The organism is Methanorbis rubei (assembly GCF_032714495.1).
GTDB lineage: Archaea > Halobacteriota > Methanomicrobia > Methanomicrobiales > Methanocorpusculaceae > Methanocorpusculum > Methanocorpusculum rubei.
Genome location: NZ_JAWDKB010000003.1, coordinates 257,613 through 271,516 on the forward strand (window position 1 = coordinate 257,613; position 13,904 = coordinate 271,516).

Annotated in this window: 16 protein-coding genes; 3 read left to right on the forward strand and 13 right to left on the reverse strand. The window is 46.6% G+C overall.

Annotation, left to right across the window (positions count from 1 at the left end):
• Positions 1-46: 46 nt before the first annotated feature.
• Genes McpCs1_RS04745 through McpCs1_RS04760 form a run of 4 tightly spaced genes read right to left on the reverse strand, consistent with a single transcriptional unit; the run spans position 47 to position 2,112 of the window.
• On the reverse strand, positions 47-1,015 hold the full coding sequence (locus McpCs1_RS04745; RefSeq protein WP_338096114.1) for a hypothetical protein: 969 nt from the start codon (positions 1,013-1,015) through the stop codon (positions 47-49).
• An 11-nt stretch (positions 1,016-1,026) separates the two neighbouring features.
• Positions 1,027-1,194: a hypothetical protein gene (locus McpCs1_RS04750; RefSeq protein WP_338096115.1), complete on the reverse strand. Its 168-nt coding sequence runs from the start codon at positions 1,192-1,194 to the stop codon at positions 1,027-1,029.
• Between the two features lie 8 nt (positions 1,195-1,202).
• On the reverse strand, positions 1,203-1,649 hold the full coding sequence (locus McpCs1_RS04755; protein WP_338096116.1) for a hypothetical protein: 447 nt from the start codon (positions 1,647-1,649) through the stop codon (positions 1,203-1,205).
• Between the two features lie 34 nt (positions 1,650-1,683).
• On the reverse strand, positions 1,684-2,112 hold the full coding sequence (locus McpCs1_RS04760) for a hypothetical protein (protein ID WP_338096117.1): 429 nt from the start codon (positions 2,110-2,112) through the stop codon (positions 1,684-1,686).
• Positions 2,113-2,251: 139 nt separating this feature from the next.
• On the opposite strand from McpCs1_RS04760, the gene McpCs1_RS04765 reads away from it, so the two are divergent.
• Complete coding sequence (locus McpCs1_RS04765) at positions 2,252-3,073, forward strand: winged helix-turn-helix transcriptional regulator (protein ID WP_338096118.1); 822 nt, start codon at positions 2,252-2,254, stop codon at positions 3,071-3,073.
• An 84-nt stretch (positions 3,074-3,157) separates the two neighbouring features.
• Here the strand turns inward: McpCs1_RS04765 and McpCs1_RS04770 are convergent, their stop codons facing one another.
• From McpCs1_RS04770 to McpCs1_RS04780, 3 genes are all read right to left on the reverse strand, one after another.
• Positions 3,158-3,787 carry a hypothetical protein gene (locus tag McpCs1_RS04770; protein WP_338096119.1) on the reverse strand — a complete coding sequence of 210 codons (630 nt, stop codon included), beginning with the start codon at positions 3,785-3,787 and terminating at the stop codon, positions 3,158-3,160.
• A gap of 439 nt (positions 3,788-4,226) precedes the next feature.
• Positions 4,227-4,946, reverse strand: coding sequence for a geobacillin-26 family protein (locus tag McpCs1_RS04775; RefSeq protein ID WP_338096120.1), 720 nt, complete (start codon positions 4,944-4,946; stop codon positions 4,227-4,229).
• A gap of 52 nt (positions 4,947-4,998) precedes the next feature.
• A complete protein-coding gene (locus tag McpCs1_RS04780) occupies positions 4,999-5,142 on the reverse strand; it encodes a hypothetical protein (RefSeq protein WP_338096121.1) in 144 nt (47 codons plus the stop codon).
• 176 nt (positions 5,143-5,318) lie between these two features.
• On the opposite strand from McpCs1_RS04780, the gene McpCs1_RS04785 reads away from it, so the two are divergent.
• Together McpCs1_RS04785 and McpCs1_RS04790 are read left to right on the forward strand one after the other, a co-directional pair.
• On the forward strand, positions 5,319-5,777 hold the full coding sequence (locus tag McpCs1_RS04785; RefSeq protein ID WP_338096122.1) for a hypothetical protein: 459 nt from the start codon (positions 5,319-5,321) through the stop codon (positions 5,775-5,777).
• On the forward strand, positions 5,767-6,627 hold the full coding sequence (locus McpCs1_RS04790) for a winged helix-turn-helix transcriptional regulator (protein ID WP_338096123.1): 861 nt from the start codon (positions 5,767-5,769) through the stop codon (positions 6,625-6,627). The genes McpCs1_RS04785 and McpCs1_RS04790 overlap by 11 nt, the downstream gene beginning before the upstream one ends.
• Before the next feature lie 159 nt (positions 6,628-6,786).
• Here McpCs1_RS04790 and McpCs1_RS04795 read toward each other — a convergent pair whose 3' ends face one another.
• The 6 genes from McpCs1_RS04795 to McpCs1_RS04820 all read right to left on the reverse strand — a co-directional run bounded on the left by McpCs1_RS04795 (position 6,787) and on the right by McpCs1_RS04820 (position 13,448).
• A complete protein-coding gene (locus tag McpCs1_RS04795; protein WP_338096124.1) occupies positions 6,787-7,842 on the reverse strand; it encodes a M42 family metallopeptidase in 1,056 nt (351 codons plus the stop codon).
• 6 nt (positions 7,843-7,848) lie between these two features.
• A complete protein-coding gene (locus McpCs1_RS04800) occupies positions 7,849-8,958 on the reverse strand; it encodes a pyridoxal phosphate-dependent aminotransferase (protein WP_338096125.1) in 1,110 nt (369 codons plus the stop codon).
• A 4-nt stretch (positions 8,959-8,962) separates the two neighbouring features.
• A complete protein-coding gene (gene hxlB, locus McpCs1_RS04805; RefSeq protein WP_338096149.1) occupies positions 8,963-9,535 on the reverse strand; it encodes a 6-phospho-3-hexuloisomerase in 573 nt (190 codons plus the stop codon).
• Between the two features lie 413 nt (positions 9,536-9,948).
• Positions 9,949-11,292, reverse strand: coding sequence for a glutamate synthase-related protein (locus McpCs1_RS04810; protein WP_338096126.1), 1,344 nt, complete (start codon positions 11,290-11,292; stop codon positions 9,949-9,951).
• A 19-nt stretch (positions 11,293-11,311) separates the two neighbouring features.
• Positions 11,312-11,887: a rubrerythrin gene (rbr, locus tag McpCs1_RS04815; RefSeq protein ID WP_338096127.1), complete on the reverse strand. Its 576-nt coding sequence runs from the start codon at positions 11,885-11,887 to the stop codon at positions 11,312-11,314.
• Between the two features lie 346 nt (positions 11,888-12,233).
• Entirely contained in the window at positions 12,234-13,448 is a 1,215-nt protein-coding gene (locus tag McpCs1_RS04820; RefSeq protein ID WP_338096128.1) for a magnesium transporter, read from the reverse strand.
• Between the last annotated feature and the right edge of the window lie 456 nt (positions 13,449-13,904).

Genomic DNA, 13,904 nt, shown 5'->3' on the forward strand with positions numbered 1-13,904 from the left:
TGCATTCCTGTGATTCCAAGGATGAAAGTTGCTGCTGTGAGAGGTGTCATGCCGTCCTCGCTTCGATGTTTCGAAGAATTTCTTCCAGTCTTTCTTCCGTTACCGTTGTGTTGTGTTTGATATTTTCCGAGAGCTCAATCTGGTAGTCTAGTATGACTATCATGAACTGGACCGGAAGAGGCGGATTTTTTTTGGCGGCTGAAATTCTGTCGATTTCGGCGAGAACTTTTTCGGGTTCTTCTGGTGAGTAATATCCTTCGAGGAGGATGGTGAGGTAGCCGGTTTCGTTGACACCATAGTCGCTGATGTTTCGATCGTACTCTGTTACTTTGTTCCGGAGGTGGCTGTTGATATCAGGATCACTGGTGGTGTAGCCGGATGCATTGAGCATTGTGCTGTAATTTACTCCGTCCACTCCCGGCCGGATGAGGATAAGGGTTCCCGGGGCGGCGGTTACTTTGGTTTTGTTTTCCGGCGGCTGAGATGCGATGATGTTCTGAAGAATTTCTGTCAATCTTTCTTCCGTTACGCTTGCGTTGTGCTTGTATTCGTCCGAGATATCAAGGCTGATGTCTATCTCAGGTATGATGAACTGGACCGGAAGAGGTGGGATTTTTTTGGCGGCTGAGATTTTATCGATTGCGGCGAGAATTTTTTCAGGTTCTTCCGGTGAATAGTATGTTTCAAGGAAGATGGTGAGGTAGCCGATTTCGTTGACGCCGTAACCGTTGATACTCCGGTCGTACTCTGCTGCTTTGTTCCAGAGGTAGTTTTCAATATCCTGATCTTTGGTGACATGACTGGAGGTGTTGAGAATTGCGCTGTAGTTCACCCCGTCCACTCCAGGCCGGAGGAGAATTACGGTCCCCGGAGCGGCGGTTACTTTGCTGATGTTTTCCGACGGCAGTGGCGGTTGCGGGGGGGTATCTGAAGCTCCCGCGAGGAGAATAACTGCGAGTATGGCCGCGACTACAAGAATGATTGCGGTTATTATGAGAAGGTGTGTGTTTTTCATGATATTTTTCCTTAGAGAATGATCCAGAGGAGGAAAAAGTAACAGATGACGACACCTATCCCAAGAAGAAGGAACAGTCTGATCTTTTTTGGCTCGGCATTGTTCTTCCGCATCTGACGGAATGCATATGCATAGAGAGTGACTGTGACTATGATGAGCAGAAAATAGCCAATGACCATGAAGGTGTTCATGATCTTTTACCGAAAAATTTCTGCAACTCACCACAGGCAGCGTTGAACTCAAAGGTTAGTCCGTTGAATAGCAGACCGAACACGACGCCGAACGTGTAGATGGAATATGTTCCTGCGAAAAACTGCGAGTAGTTTGTCATCAAAACATATCCGAATGCTGCGATGCAGATTAACAGGACGGCAAAGAGGAAGAGGCGGAGTATGTTCGCTCTTTTTCCTATGCAGACCGGCTGGTCATCTGCATTTTGTGCGGTAAGAGTTGTCATCCGATACATGGCAGAGAGCGTGAGGATGCCGATAATGATGCCTGCGATGTAGAGCGCCATGCAGAATTCTGAGGTGAGTTCTGCGTGATCTCCATACCATGAAAGTACTCCGCCAAGGATAAAGGAGAGTACAAGCGGAAGGATCACGATGAGTGAGGCGGTAAAGCGGTTGTGCATTTTTTTTGTTCCTGATTTTTCAAATTTTTTCAATTCAGATCTGCTGTTCCTCATACAACAGTTCGTTTGGGAAATAGTAGATGATGGCGACTGCGGTAAAGCCTATCGCAAGACCTATGATGTACGATAGTGGGGCGAAGCCGATTTTTTCCGGCATGTAGCTGCTGAGGAGATATGCAACCCATACTACGATGCCTGCAAAGATGAGGAGAATTGATGTAAGGATTGCGATGCCGGATTTTTTCAGGACTACGTTTTTGGTGTCTTTTGTTTCACGGACATCGAGCAGAAATGCGGCAAACATTACGGCAAAGCCGATGAGAAGACCAAAGCAGTAGGTGAGCAGGGAGAGTTCCGGGCTTGATCCTGCGAAGGCTTCGTAACTTCTGAGAGGTGTGGCCATTGTGAGGGAGCCGAGGATGAGGATGGCGTAGAGTATCCATTTTGTGCGTTTGCCAAACATTTTTGATATATTGATGGTATTGGAAATGAGCCAATATAATAATTGTGGACAAAGTATGATACTTTGGGAGCGGCGGGTTTGGTAAAGTGTGAGATTGTGATCAATAGCTATATTAGAGGTTATCAGCAATTGTTTTTGTATGCGTCGCTGGATTCTCATTCTCTGTCTTCTTGGTATTTTGCTGAGCGGAACAGGGATGGTGTCCGCAGAGATGGTTGGGAACTATACTATCTGGGATATGGAAATCAGCCCGATGTATGAAGAGATTGTTCCCATAGATGACGGAAAAGAGATCGTCCTTGTTGAAGGATGGGGTTATTTAGAAATCTGGCGACAGATAGTTATTACGGACTTGGTTGCCATTTTTGAGGGAACAGTCCTCGAGTGGCCTCTCATCATTTTCTCTCCGGTTATCTTTGCTCTTCTTGGATTCATTTCTGTATTTATCTACACGTCCCGGAAAAATCAAAAGATCTCCCTGCCTCAGGAAAAAATTCTTGCTTATCTTCATGATAATTCAGGCTCTACCCAGCAGCAGATCATCTCTGCTGTGGGAGCCTCCCGCGGCTCTGTCTGTTATCATCTGCATGCTCTTGAGAAACAAAATAAAATTCATCCGGTGACCCGCGACGGACGTTCCTTCTATTACACCAGTAAAGATCCGGGCGACATGCTGGAGCAGACAATTCATTATCTCCTCTCGCGGGAAAAGTCCGGGAAATTTTTACAGACCCTGTATCTTCATCCGGGAATTACGAGAAAGGAGCTTGCGGGGCAGCTTGGAATAACGCCTGCTACTGTCCGGTGGTATCTGATCCGGTACATGGATGAACGGGTTTGCAGAACAGAAAAATGCGGAAAGGAGTACTGCTACTCGCTCACGGATGAGGCGAGAGAGATCTGTGAGCGGTTTGCGGAGGAGAGTGTTGCGGGAAAAAAAGATCAGGAACGTTATGAGTAATGATGGGAAAAAAATTGTGAGTTGATTTTGTTTACAGAATTTTTGCGGAAGAAAAATGATGAAGTTGATCAAACCGACAAAAGATCAAAGTCTATCGATGGGCATCGGATTCTGCGACGGTCTGGGAAGTTCACGATCTGAATAGGCAACATGCAGAGGGTTTGTCGTGTTCCGCGTATACTCCCGATTTTGTACTGGAGAGATGTAGATACAGTCATCTGTCAGATAAATCACACCTGAGATCAGATTGGTATCTGTGATCAGCAGTTCAATCCGGGAGTTGGGTAAGTCTGTAATCGTTCCTTTGTACATTGTCCGGACTCCGTTCGGATCTCCGAACACAATAAAACCTGGCGAAACAGCAGTCATTTCAGCGGTATAGGGCTGGCCGTACAATGTGATTGGCAGAGTAAGATTCTTCCACTCTTCCGGATGCAGTTCGACAAAAGAGAGCAGAGTAAACGATCCTGAGTCGGTGGTTTTGGTAGAAAATACGTCGGGTATCTGAATTGGACCATAGTTCTGTGTAGCAGTCTGAAATCCCTGAGAGAGTTCCAGACCAGTACTGTCTCCTGAGGATATGACAATGCTGTGTCCGGGAATGGTGAAGACGGGCGGTTTTGCGTCCTGCACGTCCATGGATAATATCATCCAGAGTCCAAGAACAAGTACGCAGATTAGGAGTAATGTTATCAAGGCTGTCGATTTTTTCATGTGTGTTCTCCGTTAAATATGTCAAATTTTTTTGGTCAAATATGTGGGGAGAGGGGTATCCAGATATGTCATCTGTTCATTATGAGGGAATCGAAGATGAGTGGAAATCTGAGAATTTGTTTTGTGCGTTTGCCGAACATTGTTGTTCTGTTTTAAGTTTCTTGATGCTATTGGAAATGAACCAAGATAATAATTGTGGACAAAACCTCATACAAAAAATGAATACATAAAAATATTGCATTTAGACCACAATGAATTTTGTGACGAAACCGGTAATTACTATCATAACCGACGTGAAGATGGTGAGAACAAGGGCAAAATATAATAGAACTCTGTTTTCAAGAAGAGAAGATCGAATTTCATTGAATATGATGGCTGCTACCAAAAACAGTATAAATGGAAATACATAAAAAAATAGAGATATTGGGTTGAACACTTCTTACACCCGAGCGTAATGGTAATTCGCATCTTGAGCTGCGATATATGCTTGAACAAGGGCTATTGCTGCTGCAAGTCCCATTCCAGCTGCAGTTACAGCTGAAACTAATGCACCTATTCCTATTCCCACACCAGTAAGTGCGCCAATACCCACGGGTACAAGTGCGAGATCAGCTGCAGAAGCTGTTGCAGCGAATGCTGCCTCTGCAAGGAGACAGGAATCAACTGCCTCCTTAAACCCATTGAGATCAGCTGTGTTTTGTGCGTTTTCAAAGCATACTTTGCCTACTCTGTCAGTGTTACTGATTTCCCACAGTTTATTTCCTGGATAAAAAGTGTACCTAACACCGAACCATAAACTACTTCCAGAAAATGAATCTGCCTGAATACTTAATGTTGATAATGAATTCGGATATGATGATATCTGCTGTTCATCAGATATGATTATCACGGTAGATATCCCCGTGTCTATGTACTTCTCTTCCAAAATGACAGTATTATTACTAGGGTAGAAAACTGATGTTGAAATTGTACCTCCTCCAGTTACTGTTGAGACTCTCTCACCAGTACTTGTGTAGGATATATCCACAGCATACGTGATACCCTCATAGGTAAATGTCTGATTTACGGTTGGTTCCTGAGCGAACACTCCGGGAAATAAAGAAAATATCAAACAAAGACAGATCATTACTGTAATAGTTTTCATTTTAGTTTTTTTCATTTTAATTACATCCTAAATAGTTTTTGATTATGTCGATCACGAATTCTGAGTTTCAGATCCATGTCTTGAATTTCGGCAACACCGGAATACCTATCGTCAGGTATGACATATCCATCATTGCCATTTTGGTGTCGGATACCGGAGAGTAATTTTTGCGGATTTTCTCCGGCCTCCTGCTTGGCGAATAGTAATTCACCAAAACACAGTGCACTAACTTCAGCGTATCTATGTTTTCGGGATTGTATGTCTCAATCCACAATTCAATATATAGTTTCTGCAATTATGAGTCTGTTGATCACAAACTAGGATTTCAATGGAAAAATCCAAGTTTATGATCAATAACTATATCAATACATTTGACGACTACTTGTGATGACAAAAAGAGTAGTGATTGTTTTCGGTATCATTATATTGCTCATATGTAGTATAATCATGCCGGTGGGAGCAAACAACAGTGGTAGTGAGGTAAATAACCACCTAAAAACAGAATTTATTTCTGTAGATGTTACTCGGGCAACACCAATTGAAGGAGCGGTAAGAGAGGGGTCCACAAATCAGCATACCTATTATGTAAATTCAGGATCAACAGAAATTAATATCGAAGTTCGCTGGATACTTTCACCAGATAATAATGATTTAGAACTGGTTGTAATATCCCCAACTGGCCAGATAATGGGACGATTTACAGATGGCAGTGATGGAAACATAAATGGCGTTATCCCAGTGCGATTACGTGCCTCGTCGCTACCAACAGGTACCTGGAATTTTTGGATATCGGGAATTACTGTTAAAACCACACAGAGATACACAATCGCACTAAATGCACTTTAGATCATTAAAAAAAATGGGCATTAATCTTGGCATTCCTGTCCTCATAACAACAATATTATTTTCTTGTAGCTCATGCTGTGTCTCTGCTGAAATAATGCAAAATTACACTATTGGTGGAATTGAAGTAAGTTTAATCAACGAACCATTAGTTCCCATTGATGATGGTACGGAAATTCATACAGTGAGTGATTTTGAATCTCTGACAGTAGTTAAAGACCATATCATATTTCAAATTTACCAAATATCCAAAAATACGCCTTTTGAAGGCCTTGTAATTATCTTATCCCCTATCATATTCATTTTACTTGGGTTTTTTGGCATCCTTAGATTTACCTCGAACAAAAAACGGGAAGAATCTCAACTACCAGAAAAGATCATATCATATATCAAAAATCATCCCGGTTGTACCCAGAAACAACTTATTGAATCAATGAACTGCTCACGTGGTTCTGTCTGCTATCATTTGAACAAACTTTTAGACAAACCAAATAAATTGCAAAGAATATACTCAGGCAGCATCCCGCAGTATTATCTCGCAACAGTAAAGGACATCGACAAAGATCCTCTTGAGGAGGGCATCAGGCAGCTTCTATCCAGAAAGAAATCCGGGAGACTGTTAAAAGCACTCTATGAACATCCCAATGCAACAAGAAAAGAACTCGCAGCCTCTCTTAACGTCCTGCCAAAAACAATTCACTGGTACATCCATACATATGCTGATGAGAGAATTATCATCATAGAAAAAAATAGTTCCGAGTACCGATACTCACTCACGAATGAAGCAACGCAAATCTATGAACGCCTGACAAAAATTTCTTGTGAAGAACCTGTACCGCGGGCAAGCACCTGAACGAGCGTTTCTTTTTTTCGCAGAAAATTATTTTTCACAGAGTCGTGAGAAAAAAATTTACATTACAAATTTCTCAAAAAAAGATTTAAACAAAAATAATCAGAATAAAAATCGCCATTGGCGATTTTTTCATTCGTGCTATTCGCGTTTCTCTCGAAATCAGCTACGCAGCTTCGGCTGCGTAGCAACAGCCTTCGCGATCAGCGAAATGCCTGCCTGCACATCCCTCAGATCCACAACCTCGACCGGCGAGTGAATATACCGTGCCGGAACAGAAACCGGAACACTCGGAATACCCCCACGCTCAAAATTGATCGCAGACGCATCCGTATTACCGCCGTCTCCTACCTCGACCTGAACCGGAATATCAAACTTCTTACCCGTCTTCACCAGCCAGGAAACAACACGCGGATCGGCAATGTGCCCGCGGCCTGACGCAGAAACCGCCACAACAACAGGACCCTTCCCCATAAACACCGGAGCCTTTCTCCGCTCAATGCCCGGGGAGTCTCCGGGAATCGTCACATCAGTTGCAATCGCAACATCAGGATTCAGCGTAAACGAACTCGTCTTCGCACCCTTCAGACCAACCTCCTCCTGCACCGTAAACACCGCATAAATCGTATGCTTTGTCTCCATCTCGCGAAGCGCCCCAATCAGCATCGCACAACCTGCACGATTATCAAACGCCTTGCCGGTCACAACAGTTCCCGACAGCTGAGCAAACTCGCGGTCGATCGTTACCGGCGTACCGACAGAAATTCCCAGAGCCTCAACCTCTTCAGGACTCGTCGCACCCACATCAATAAACATATCCTCAAAACCGACCGGCTTCTTGCGATCCTCATCACTCATCACATGTGGAGGTTTCGTACCGAGAACGCCGCGGACAACTCCCTTCTCGCCGTGCAGAAGAACACGCTGGCTTACCAGAACCGGATTATACCAGCCGCCGATACCAACAAACCTGATAAAACCATGATCATCCACAAACTGGACCATCAGACCGATCTCATCCATGTGGGCAGCGAGCATGATCTTAAAATCATCGCCCTTCTTTACGGCGATCAGATTTCCCATCTTATCGGTCGTGACCTCATCAACGAAAGGTGCAACCTCATCTCTGATAATTTTTGCAACCGACGACTCAAATCCCGAAATACCATGGGCATTCGAAAGCTTCTGTAATAATACACTGATTTCTGTAACTTCCATACAACTTCACTCCATAACTTTTGCAATTCTCTCAAGAGCTGCTTTGATATTTTTCTGCGACGTCGCATAACTCATGCGGGCATAACCAACGCCCGCACTGCCAAACGCAGTACCGGGCGTGATAATAACTCCCGCATTCACAATTTTCATAACCGTTTCTGCATCAATCTTCGGGAACGCATAAAACGCACCGTCAGGTTTGTTCACCGGAATGCCAAGGTCCGTAAGTCCTGCGATAAGCAGATTTCTTCTCGCCTCATACTCCTTCTTCATCGCAGCAACCGAGTCCTGCGGACCTGCATATGCTTCAAGAGCCGCATACTGGGCGATCGAGGTCGCACACGCAAGTGTGTACTGCTGAACTTTGATCACTTCGTGAACGATCTCTTCACTCGCCGCAAGAAAACCGATCCGCCATCCGGTCATTGCATAGGTCTTGCTTGCTGCATTGACCGTCACGACGTTGTCACCGAAGGTTGCGGCACTCACGAACTTGGTGCTGCCGTAACAGAACTTTTCGTACACCTCATCGCTGATGACGGTCACATCATAATCGGCAGCCGACTCAACGATCGCACGAATGGTTTCGGGAGTCTCTACCATGCCGGTCGGGTTTGCCGGACTGTTCAGAACAAACACCTTTGCTTTCGGGTCCGACATATGTTCTTTGATGGTCTCAACATCCAGATGAAGATCAGGCCGGAGAGCTACCGGATCGGGAACGCCGCCGGCAAGAGTGGTGAGTGCTCCATACGAGACAAAGCCGGGATTATTGAAGATGACTTTTTCGCCTGAGTCAATCAAGGACTGAATCGCAATATTGAGTGCGCCGGATCCTCCGGCGGTGATGACGACGTTTCCTGCATTGCAGGAAATGTTGTTCTCCCGCGAGAGTTTTGCGGCAACTGCTGCACGCAGTTCGTCAACTCCTGCGTTGTTGGTGTATCCGGTTTTTCCCCCGGCAAGGGCTGCGACTGCTGCGGCCTTGATATTTTCCGGCGTGTCGAAGTCAGGCTGGCCGAGTCCCATGTTGATGGCGTCCGGTCCCGCTCCTTCAAACATTTTGCGGATACCTGAGATGTCAATTGCGGTTACACGTTTTGCAAACTGGGTCATGGTCTTACTCGATGTTGGTGTGGCGGCGTTTCAGATCGCTTTCTTCGGTTTTGGTCATGTCCATTAGGGTGGAGATGACAGCGTCGCCGAACATGAGGGAGCTTGTTTCAAAGATGGTGCCAAGCGGGGCGAACGAGCGGTGTTCGCCAAGCATCTGGCGGATCTCATACTCATGGGCGTCGCAGCTGACAGGATCTCTCTGGGTTTCGATCTTGATGACGAAGTCGGCGATTTTGCCGATGCGTGAGTCAGGGTTGGAGGAGATCAGGGCGACTTTTACACCGAGGCTTTTTGCGGTTTCGGCGATGTCGCCGATGGTTTTGGTGTTGCCGGAGCCGGAGAAGGCAACGATCAGATCGCCTTCACCGATTGCAGGAGTTATTGTCTCGCCAACGACATACGAAGTGAGACCCATGTGCATCAGACGCATGGCAAAGGATTTTGCAACCAGTCCGCTACGGCCTGCTCCCATTACATAGATGCGTTTTGCGTCAAGGATTGCCGCAAGGAATGCATCAATTTCACCGCTGGAGATCTGTCGGGCGATGGCATCGATTCGGGATGCCATTAAACTCATCATATTTTTGACTGAGGCTCCGTGAGTCATACTGCTACTATATGGGTTGTGCAAATAGATGAGAGTATGGTGTTTGGGATGATTTGTTCGGGAGGGAGGGGTGTGATCATTGTTTGGAACTTGGTTTTGTTGGGCGGGATTCTCTGTCCTTGGTTGCGTTTGGAATAACCACGGAACGCACAGAAATTTCACAGAGCTTCACGGAAAAGAAAAAAATGCACGGAGAACGCCTGCGGCGCCGGAATGCACGGAAAAATTACCGAGATAATTTATTTTATTTACTCTCAAAATATGAAAAATATATTCCGTGCATTCCGGCGCCGCAGGCGTTCTCCGTGCATTCAGTGAAGCTCTGTGTGCTCTGTGCATTCCGTGGTTACTCCAAGCGAGATCAAGGACAAAAAAGAAAAAAATCAGACATGCGGGATCTCCGTATGTCCCGCAATCTCACTACTGACCGTCGCAAGGTCGTCGACCGAAAGATCATGAATATCTACATGACCGGTTACGCGGGCAAACACCCGCAGCTCCTCAGTTGACACCGCAAAAAAGTTCGCGACCCGCAATGCTCCTTCATCAATCGAAAGATTTGCACGAAGGGTCTCATCCTGCGTTGCAATTCCTGCAGGGCATCTGCCATTATGACAGACGCGATGACGGTTACAGCCAAGAGCAATCAGTGCCGCAGAAGAAACAGCAACCGCGTCCGCGCCAAGCGCAAGAGCCTTCACAAAATCTTTGCTCGTCCGAAGACCGCCCGTGATAACCAGATCAATTTCGGGAGCGTGCTCACGCAAAAACTTCGCAGCTCTTGCGAGAGCATACACCGTTGGAACGCTTGACGCATCCTTCAAAAACTTCGGCGAAGAGCCTGTTGCCCCGCCGCGTCCGTCGATCGTGACAAAATCCGGATTAGCCGCAACAATAAACGCGAGATCCTCCTCGACATGGCCTGCGGCAATCTTCACCCCGATCGGTCTGCCGCCGCTTCGATCTCGAAGAGATGCGATCAGACTCTTCAGATTCTCAGGAGTATTGAGTCCCGGAAAGTGCGAAGGACTCACCACATCCTCGCCGACCGGTTTTCCCCGGATTTTGGCGATCTCTTCTGTCACCTTCTTTCCCGGCAGATGACCGCCCATCCCGGGCTTTGTTCCCTGCCCGATCTTGATCTCAATCGCATCAGCTTCGGAGAGATTCAGGTCAGTTACGCTGTAGAGATTTGGCACATACTCAAAGATGTACTTGTATGATGCAGCCTTCTCCTCGGGAAGGATGCCTCCTTCACCGCTGCACATCGCGGTTTTGGCAAGGGCAGACCCTTTCGCAAGAGCAATCTTTGCTTCGCGGGACAAAGCCCCAAAACTCATGTGAGAAATATACATTGGCGTCTCAAGAACCATCGGCTTTTTCGCATGCCTGCCGATAATCGTCCGCACGTTCACGAACGAGCCGTCATCCAGCGGCTGGCTGGCAAGCTGTGCTCCAAGCACAAGAATATCATCAAAAGAGGGAACCCTCATCAGAGTATCCATGGGCTCGGTGATGCTTTTGCCGGTCGTTGCCAGATAATGAATCTCATCAACAACACTGTTGCCAAGATACTCAGTTTCAGCAACCGGAACTGAAGTGCAGGAGAACTGCGAGGTTGCGGCCAAACAGACCGGACACTTCCAGGTCTTGGGAAGTTCAGAGAACGTTGTTGTATCTGTCTCCGAAAATACGTAGCCGCAGACACCGCACTGGTATTCAGCCATAATTTTTCTCCAAAAAAAGTTAGTAGTTTCTGGCCTCGATCCGGAAGTAAGCCTTCGGATGATCACAGACCGGGCAGACATCGGGAGCGTCCTTTCCAAGAATTATGTGGCCGCAGTTTGCGCACTGCCAGATGGCGTCACTGTCGCGGGAGAAGACGATTGCCTGATCGATGTTTGCGAGAAGTTTTCGATATCGCTCTTCGTGATGCTTTTCGATTGCGCCAACCATTGCGAACAGTCCGGCGATTTCGTCAAATCCTTCGGTCTTTGCGTCTTTGGCAAAGTTCGCATACATGTCGGTCCATTCATAGTTCTCGCCTGCCGCTGCGTCTTTGAGATTCTGCATGGTGTCAGGGACACTGCCGCCGTGGAGCAGTTTGAACCAGATCTTTGCATGCTCTTTTTCGTTGTCAGCGGTCTCTTCAAAGAGGTCGGCAATCTGGTTGTAGCCTTCTTTGCGGGCTTTGGATGCATAGTAGGTGTATTTGTTTCTGGCCTGGGACTCGCCGGCAAAGGCGGTCTCTAAGTTTGCTTCGGTTTTGGATCCTTTCAGATTTGCCATTTTTTTGTAACCTCGTTTGAGTACTGCCTTCATATTGGTAATCGGCGGGTAAAAAATTTTGTAGGGGAAATGATTTCCGTTTATGGTAATTTTTGTATGCGATTTCGCTTGGGGTAACCACGGAATGCACTGAGCACACAGAGCTTCACGGAAAAAATGAAATGCACGGAGAACGCCTGCGGCGCCGGAATGCACAGAAAACATAAGGAAGCTGGCATCTCCAAATGATAGCAGAAACATATGCTCCTACTCTTAGTTTTTCCGTGCATTCCGGCGCCGCAGGCGTTCTCCGTGCATTTTCTCCGTGAAGCTCCGTGAAATTTCTGTGTGATCCGTGGTTACTCCAAGCGAGACCACATGTAGAAAAATCCCAAAAAAATTACAACAAAACCGCCATCACCAGAATCAGCGCTGTCGCACCCACCAGATCGATCGAGCTCGTCACGACCGGAACGCCGAAGTTATCAGGATCATATCCCAGACGATAACTAAACACTGCCGTGTAATAACCAAGCAGATTCATCACCGTAATCACCAGAAAACCCGCGACAACCGACAGCAAAACCATCTGAGTAAACCCTGGCGTCGTAATACCGATAGCTGCTGCTGAGATGTGCGACAACGCACCCATCAGCGGAAGAATCAGCAGAGCATAGACATAATTCTCCAGAAAATGCCAGAGAACAATCCGTGACGGCAGATAATCAGGATCCACCAGACCCATATGCATCTCGGTCGCAACCCGGGACGTGAGAATCCCTCCGATCGATCCGCAGCCGTTCATGAAAGGAGCAATCAGAATCAGAACTGCGGCTGCCGCAATCAGGCTCTCAAGACCGTTCGTGTAGAGGACACCAGCAACAATGCCAAGAAGCGAGAGCGGGGCAAGAAGCGGAAGTCCTTCACGCAGAACATCCTTCATCATCACGGTCGCACGTTTCGCAGAAACAACAGCCCAGATAATTACCACCAGCACCACAACACCGCAGACGATTTTGATCTCGGCGGGTGCCGCCATGATCAGAACCGCAGTCACCACAAGGAACGGCAGGGTCATCATGTCGCCAAACGTTGTCACAACCGGAGCTCCGACCATGTCAAGATTCAGGCTTCTCCGGTAACACACAACCGAGGTGATAACACCAATCAGGGTCACAACAATGCCTGCAAGAACGCCGGAGATCACGGAGATTATCACCATATCCAAGAGACCGATGACCTCAACGCCTACTATCATGCAGATGATTTTGCCAAACACCGCAAGAAGCACGGAGATGAACACGGTGAGAAGAATTGATGCCCGCAGGTTGTCGCCGAGGTCGGTTTCTCTGCCGAACTTTACCTCAAACGCACCAAGATGCATGGATGACGACAGGCGGGATGTCAGAATTCCGGCTATCGCTCCACGCATGTTAATTGAGGGAGTGACGAGCACCATAAGACCCGGGATCAGTAAAAGAACTTCATTGACCGCGCCCAGATAGATACCTGCAATAAATGATAAGCTGACACTAATTAAGAGTGTGACCAGTCCGGTGAGAAACTCTTCGTGCTCCGAAAGAGTCTTCCATCCAACTATCGCCAATCTCGTCATTGGCCACCTCATCCGCCAGCATCATAATCTATACTTATACGCGGGCATGACGTATCAAGACTTTGTCTTATGGTGGTGGCGGTTGTGAGGTTGGGATTTGTTGGATGTGGTTTTGCTTGGAGTAACCACGAAATGCACGGAAATATCGCGGAGCTTCACTGAAATGCACGGAGAACGCCTGCGGTGCCGGAATGCACGGAAAATCTAAGATAGTTTGTATCTCCAGTGACATATGCATTTGAAAAAAGAAGAACTGGTGTGATAATTCTCAATTGAAAATGGCGTACCAGGTAAAAAACATATTATTTTTATCGATTGTTTACCTACAACATGATAATAATCTCATTAAAATACTCTGAAAATGCACGGCTGCAAATCCTCATTAAAATCATCATCCAATAAATAACAAAAATAATTACATGTTATGTTGCATGCAAGCATGAGTTAAAATTATCT

Coding starts and splice junctions, on each gene's coding strand:
- McpCs1_RS04745 (WP_338096114.1), bottom strand. CDS start 1,015: ATGAAAAACACACACCTTCTCATAATAACCGCAATCATTCTTGTAGTC.
- McpCs1_RS04750 (WP_338096115.1), bottom strand. CDS start 1,194: ATGGTCATTGGCTATTTTCTGCTCATCATAGTCACAGTCACTCTCTAT.
- McpCs1_RS04755 (WP_338096116.1), bottom strand. CDS start 1,649: ATGCACAACCGCTTTACCGCCTCACTCATCGTGATCCTTCCGCTTGTA.
- McpCs1_RS04760 (WP_338096117.1), bottom strand. CDS start 2,112: ATGTTTGGCAAACGCACAAAATGGATACTCTACGCCATCCTCATCCTC.
- McpCs1_RS04765 (WP_338096118.1), top strand. CDS start 2,252: ATGCGTCGCTGGATTCTCATTCTCTGTCTTCTTGGTATTTTGCTGAGC.
- McpCs1_RS04770 (WP_338096119.1), bottom strand. CDS start 3,787: ATGAAAAAATCGACAGCCTTGATAACATTACTCCTAATCTGCGTACTT.
- McpCs1_RS04775 (WP_338096120.1), bottom strand. CDS start 4,946: ATGAAAAAAACTAAAATGAAAACTATTACAGTAATGATCTGTCTTTGT.
- McpCs1_RS04785 (WP_338096122.1), top strand. CDS start 5,319: ATGACAAAAAGAGTAGTGATTGTTTTCGGTATCATTATATTGCTCATA.
- McpCs1_RS04790 (WP_338096123.1), top strand. CDS start 5,767: ATGCACTTTAGATCATTAAAAAAAATGGGCATTAATCTTGGCATTCCT.
- McpCs1_RS04795 (WP_338096124.1), bottom strand. CDS start 7,842: ATGGAAGTTACAGAAATCAGTGTATTATTACAGAAGCTTTCGAATGCC.
- McpCs1_RS04800 (WP_338096125.1), bottom strand. CDS start 8,958: ATGACCCAGTTTGCAAAACGTGTAACCGCAATTGACATCTCAGGTATC.
- hxlB (WP_338096149.1), bottom strand. CDS start 9,535: ATGAGTTTAATGGCATCCCGAATCGATGCCATCGCCCGACAGATCTCC.
- McpCs1_RS04810 (WP_338096126.1), bottom strand. CDS start 11,292: ATGGCTGAATACCAGTGCGGTGTCTGCGGCTACGTATTTTCGGAGACA.
- rbr (WP_338096127.1), bottom strand. CDS start 11,887: ATGAAGGCAGTACTCAAACGAGGTTACAAAAAAATGGCAAATCTGAAA.
- McpCs1_RS04820 (WP_338096128.1), bottom strand. CDS start 13,448: ATGACGAGATTGGCGATAGTTGGATGGAAGACTCTTTCGGAGCACGAA.